This window comes from Mesorhizobium sp. M7A.F.Ca.MR.362.00.0.0 (assembly GCF_004023175.1).
In the GTDB taxonomy this organism is placed as follows: Bacteria; Pseudomonadota; Alphaproteobacteria; order Rhizobiales; family Rhizobiaceae; genus Mesorhizobium.
This window is the reverse complement of sequence record NZ_RZTF01000083.1, coordinates 6506-11902: the sequence shown is the minus strand read 5'-3', so window position 1 is coordinate 11902 and position 5397 is coordinate 6506. Positions and strand designations below refer to the sequence as shown.

3 protein-coding genes and 2 pseudogenes (1 of these 5 running past the window's edge) are annotated in these 5397 nt (G+C 62.4%); all 5 read left to right on the top strand.

The genetic code is table 11. The features are described 5' to 3' along the window. Positions 1-377: pseudogene (gene prmC / locus EOC06_RS13410) on the top strand (peptide chain release factor N(5)-glutamine methyltransferase); it begins 464 nt to the left of the window's first position. Positions 378-680: 303 nt separating this feature from the next. Continuing rightward, positions 681-1628 carry a DUF4167 domain-containing protein gene (locus tag EOC06_RS13405; RefSeq protein ID WP_128307977.1) on the top strand — a complete coding sequence of 316 codons (948 nt, stop codon included), beginning with the start codon at positions 681-683 and terminating at the stop codon, positions 1626-1628. A gap of 219 nt (positions 1629-1847) precedes the next feature. Further along, positions 1848-4454 (top strand): ATP-dependent chaperone ClpB, encoded by a 2607-nt coding sequence (gene clpB, locus EOC06_RS13400; protein ID WP_128307976.1) that lies wholly within the window; start codon positions 1848-1850, stop codon positions 4452-4454. A 115-nt stretch (positions 4455-4569) separates the two neighbouring features. Next, positions 4570-4935: an MmcQ/YjbR family DNA-binding protein gene (locus EOC06_RS13395; protein WP_127322773.1), complete on the top strand. Its 366-nt coding sequence runs from the start codon at positions 4570-4572 to the stop codon at positions 4933-4935. A 148-nt stretch (positions 4936-5083) separates the two neighbouring features. After that, positions 5084-5397, top strand: a pseudogene (locus EOC06_RS42455) (hypothetical protein); the annotation flags it as partial.

The following is a 5397-nucleotide window of genomic DNA, read 5'->3' as shown; positions in this document are numbered from 1 at the left end:
AACTGGGTCTTGCAGACCGGTTCACGGCGCTGCAGTCGGACTGGTTCGAAAAAGTTTTCGGCCGGTACCATGTAATCGCCGCAAACCCTCCCTATATAACCACCGAAGACATTGGAAATCTGCAGGACGAAGTCCGCAATTTCGACCCGCGCCTGGCCCTGGATGGCGGCGCGGACGGTCTGAACCCCTACAGAACCATCGCTGCGGAAGCGGCAAGGTTTTTGGAAACTGAAGGCAGGATTGCGGTCGAGATCGGCCATACGCAACGCAACGAGGTCTGCGAGATATTCGCTGTAGCCGGCTACGTGTCGGGCGGTGCTTTTCGTGACCTCGGCGGAAACGACAGGGTTATTGTCTTTGAAAGGATAAAGCCTTGACGCAGTGCAAAAAAGCGCTTGGCAATGCCGGGGAATGCGGCTAGGGTCGCCTTAACCGGATGAGACGAAGCAGGCAGTGCTCTTAGCGATTCGGTTTTCCTTGGAAATAGCTGCCTTCTTGCGCAAACGATGCCCAAGCTTCGTGCGGGAATCGTCCGGCAAGTGATGTAACCGGAACAGGATGGCACGTGGCGCCAACGCAATCGATGCGGGCGAACGCCGGTGAAGAGACGAAACGGCTGGCTGCATGAGCGCCTCCGTTCGTGAAGAGTTTTTCGAAAATTTCAAAATGAAGAGAGTTTGATGAGGCCACAACAGCAGAACAGGCGCATGCGCGGTCGCAATAATAATGGCGGCGGCGGTGGTAACAATAACAACAACAATAGCAACAACAACCGCAAGGGGCCTAATCCCCTGGCGCGCAACTACGAGAGCAATGGCCCGGATGTGAAGATCCGCGGTTCGGCTCAGCAGATCGCCGAAAAGTACGCCACCCTTGCCCGCGATTCTCACAGCTCCGGCGACCGGGTCATGGCGGAGAACTATCTCCAGCACGCCGAGCATTACAATCGCATCATCGCGGCCGCACAGGCGCAGATGCCGATCCAGAACGCGCAGCAGAATCGTGATGATTTCGACGATGACGGCGACGAGGACCGCGACGATTTCGACAATGGCGGCAACAACAGCAACACTGTTTCCGATGCCCAGATCCCGGTGATCAACCATGGCGCCGGCCCGCAGCCGGTCATCGAAGGGACGCCGGCCGAGGTTGCGCTCAACCGGGAAGGTGGCCGCGAGGCCCGTGATAATAATGGCGGGCGCAACAATGGTGGCCGCGACAACAATGGCGGGCGCCATCGCGATCGTCGCCCCAATGGCGGTTACGGCCAGAACGGCCAGCGCGACTATGCATCGTCCGCCGAGCAAGCTGGCCAGCCCCAGCGCAACGAGGCTCCGAGCGAGGCCGAAGCCGCCGCGCCGACCGAATCCGTTGCTGCGGCCGAACCGGCTCCGTCGTTCGAGAATCTTTCGCCGGCAGGCCTTGCGGCCCAGGCCGAACTCAACGAGGCGGCCGCCGAAAGCGGTGCTGCCCGTCGTCCGAGGCGGCCGCGCCGCCCGCGCGTCAACGCCGATCAGGTTGATGGCGGTAGTGACAATGCCAATTCCGTGGCCAACGCCGGCGAGGCGGCTGCGGCCCCGGTCGACAGCGGCAACGCCCAACCGATCAATGTCGATATCGACAACTGATTGAACGGCATTTCAAGACATTGAACGGCGGAGAGAAATCTCCGCCGTTTTCGTTTGGGCGGCCGTGCAATATTATGAAGTTGCCGATATCGAGACGTCTTGAGGGTTCGGAGCTTGTGCACCATATCAGCCTCAACTGGACCCGGCTCGAATGGGAGGGTCCGTCACCGCAATCGGATCCGGTGCCGCAAAGCGGGCCGGTGATGGAAGGAGACAGATATGAACCTTGAGAAATACTCAGAGCGCGTGCGCGGTTTTATCCAGTCCGCGCAGACTATGGCGCTTTCCCGCAACCATCAGCAATTCACCCCTGAGCATATCCTGAAAGTGCTCGTCGACGACGATGAGGGCCTGGCCGCGTCGCTGATCGAACGCGCCGGCGGCAACGTTCGCGACGTCAAGCTTGGCGTCGAGACGGCGCTCGAAGCGATGCCCAAGGTCGAGGGCGGCAATGGCCAGCTCTATCTGGCCCAGCCGCTGGCAAAAGCGTTTTCGACCGCCGAGGAACTGGCCAAGAAAGCCGGCGACAGCTTTGTCACGGTGGAGCGGCTCTTGCAGGCGTTGGCCATGGAGAAGTCGGCCAAGACCGCCGACATACTGGCCAAGGCCGGCGTCACCGCGCAGGCGCTCAACCAGGTCATCAATGACGTCCGCAAGGGCCGCACCGCCGATTCGGCGAGTGCCGAACAGGGCTACGACGCGCTGAAGAAATACGCGCGCGACCTGACCGCGGATGCCCGTGCCGGCAAGCTGGACCCCGTGATCGGCCGTGACGACGAGATTCGCCGCACCATTCAGGTGCTGTCGCGCCGCACCAAGAACAATCCGGTGCTGATCGGCGAACCGGGCGTCGGCAAGACGGCGATCGCCGAAGGCCTGGCGCTGCGCATCGTCAATGGCGACGTGCCGGAATCGCTGAAGGATAAGCAATTGATGGCGCTCGACATGGGCGCGCTGATTGCCGGCGCCAAATATCGCGGCGAGTTCGAGGAACGGCTGAAGGCCGTGCTCTCCGAAGTCACCTCGGCCAGCGGCAACATCATCCTGTTCATCGATGAGATGCACACCCTGGTCGGTGCCGGCAAGGCGGATGGCGCTATGGATGCGTCGAACCTTCTGAAGCCGGCGCTGGCGCGCGGCGAGCTGCACTGCGTCGGCGCCACCACGCTCGATGAGTATCGCAAGCATGTCGAGAAGGATGCAGCCCTTGCCCGCCGCTTCCAGCCGGTGTTCGTCGACGAGCCGACGGTGGAAGACACCGTCTCGATCCTGCGCGGCCTGAAGGAGAAGTACGAGCAGCACCACAAGGTGCGCATTTCGGATTCCGCGCTGGTGGCGGCGGCGACGCTGTCCAACCGCTACATCGCCGACCGCTTCCTGCCGGACAAGGCGATCGACCTGGTCGACGAAGCCGCATCGCGGCTGCGCATGCAGGTCGATTCCAAGCCCGAGGCGCTGGACGAGATCGATCGCCGCATCATGCAGCTCAAGATCGAACGCGAGGCGCTGAAGGTCGAGACGGACGACGCCTCGAAGGATCGGCTTGCCCGCCTGGAAAAGGAACTCGTCGGCCTCGAGGAGGAATCGACCGAGATCACTGCCAAATGGCAGGCGGAGAAGCAGAAGCTCGGGCTCGCCGCCGACCTCAAGAAGCAGCTCGACGAGGCGCGCAACGAGCTCGCCATTGCGCAGCGCAAGGGTGAATTCCAGCGCGCCGGCGAGCTTGCCTATGGCAAGATCCCGGAACTGGAAAAGAAGCTGAAGGAGGCCGAAACCCAGGACGGCAAGGCCGGCATGGTCGAAGAGGTGGTCACGCCGGATCACGTGGCCCATATCGTCTCGCGCTGGACCGGCATTCCGGTCGACAAGATGCTGCAGGGCGAGCGCGACAAGCTGCTGCGCATGGAAGACGAGATTGGCAAGCGTGTCGTCGGCCAGGGCGAGGCGGTGCAGGCTGTTTCCAAAGCGGTGCGGCGCGCTCGCGCGGGCCTGCAGGACCCGAACCGGCCGATCGGCTCGTTCATGTTCCTCGGGCCGACGGGCGTCGGCAAGACCGAACTGACCAAGGCGCTGGCAAGCTTCCTGTTCGACGACGAGGGCGCGATGGTGCGCATCGACATGTCGGAGTTCATGGAAAAGCACTCGGTCGCCCGGCTGATCGGCGCACCCCCCGGCTATGTCGGCTATGAGGAAGGCGGCGCGTTGACCGAAGCGGTGCGGCGCCGGCCCTATCAGGTCGTGCTGTTCGACGAAATCGAGAAGGCGCATCCCGATGTGTTCAACGTGCTGTTGCAGGTGCTCGATGACGGCCGCCTGACCGATGGGCAGGGCCGCACGGTGGACTTCCGCAACACGCTGATCATCATGACATCGAACCTGGGCGCCGAATATCTCGTCAATCTCACCGAGGATCAGGACGTCGATCTGGTTCGCGACGAGGTGATGGGTGTTGTCAGGGCGTCGTTCCGGCCGGAGTTCCTCAATCGCGTCGACGAGGTGATCCTGTTCCACCGGCTGCGCCGGCAGGATATGGGCCGCATCGTCGAGATCCAGCTCAAGCGGCTGGAGAGCCTGCTTGTCGACCGCAAGATCACGCTGTCGCTGGACCAGGAGGCGGTCGACTGGCTGGCGGCCAAGGGCTACGATCCGGCCTATGGCGCGCGGCCGCTGAAGCGGGTGATGCAGAAGGAATTGCAGGACCCGCTGGCGGAGAAGATCCTGCTCGGCGACATCCTCGACGGCTCGACCGTCAAGGTGACAGCCGGTTCCGACCGGCTGAACTTCCGCTCGAAGCCGGCGATCGTCGCGGCGGAAGTGGCAGCCTGATCCTACGCCGCGCGTCCTTCCCGGACCCGCGGCGTTTTAGGTCTTTGTCATATGCATGTCGTTTTCCCCAAACCGGGGCCAGTTTTGGGCGACGTGCGCAAAAAAGGGGGGCGGGATGACGCTGGACGACTACAACGGCTTCTGCGCCTCGCTGCCCGCGACGAGTCACGTTGTCCAATGGGGTGGCGCCCATGTCTGGAAAGTCGGAAACAAGGTCTTCGCGGTTGGCGGCTGGGATCAGGGCCAGCAGCTCTTCGTCACCTTCAAATGTTCCGATATCGCCTATGATGTGCTCAAGGAGCAGCCGGGCCTGCGGCCCGCGCCCTATCTTGCCTCGCGCGGTATGACATGGATCCAGCGTCGGACAAGCCAGAGCATGGATGATGCCGCGCTGAAGGATTATCTGCGCGAGAGCCATCGCCTTGTAGCCCTGAAACTGACCAGGCAGGCGCGCAAGGAATTGGGACTTGCCGCAAGCTAGTCTATATTCCTCGAGGCGCTGGAAAACCGCCATCTTCATGCCCGGTTCATGTTGGAACCATATGGTGGGTAACTGGTTTGCTGACGAGGGGCTTCGCCAGAGAACAATGCCGGGCGGCGGCAATTACGGACCGGAGAGTTTCGCCACTATGCTGCGTACGATCTTCACCCTTTCGGTACTTGCCGGCGGGCTTTTGTCTGCCAATGCAATCGCAGCCCCGACGCAGGACAGCGCACCACCGATTGTCCGTGTCGCCGATACCGGTGGCATCCTTGTCGCCCAGGACGGCAATCTCGACATCTACTACGACGCCAGGGGCAACCGCGTGATCGTCGATGCCGATACCGGCAAGGTCATCGCCATCCAGCCGCCGCAGACCCGGCTCGACCGCCGCGCCTTGCGCCGCGAGACACGACTGCGCGAACTGGGCCGCGCCCCCGACGGCGACGACCGCTACTATCT

What these genes read in the sequence shown, in the direction of transcription:
- EOC06_RS13405 (WP_128307977.1), top strand. Translation starts at nt 681, where the DNA reads ATGAGGCCACAACAGCAGAACAGGCGCATGCGCGGTCGCAATAATAAT.
- clpB (WP_128307976.1), top strand. Translation starts at nt 1,848, where the DNA reads ATGAACCTTGAGAAATACTCAGAGCGCGTGCGCGGTTTTATCCAGTCC.
- EOC06_RS13395 (WP_127322773.1), top strand. Translation starts at nt 4,570, where the DNA reads ATGACGCTGGACGACTACAACGGCTTCTGCGCCTCGCTGCCCGCGACG.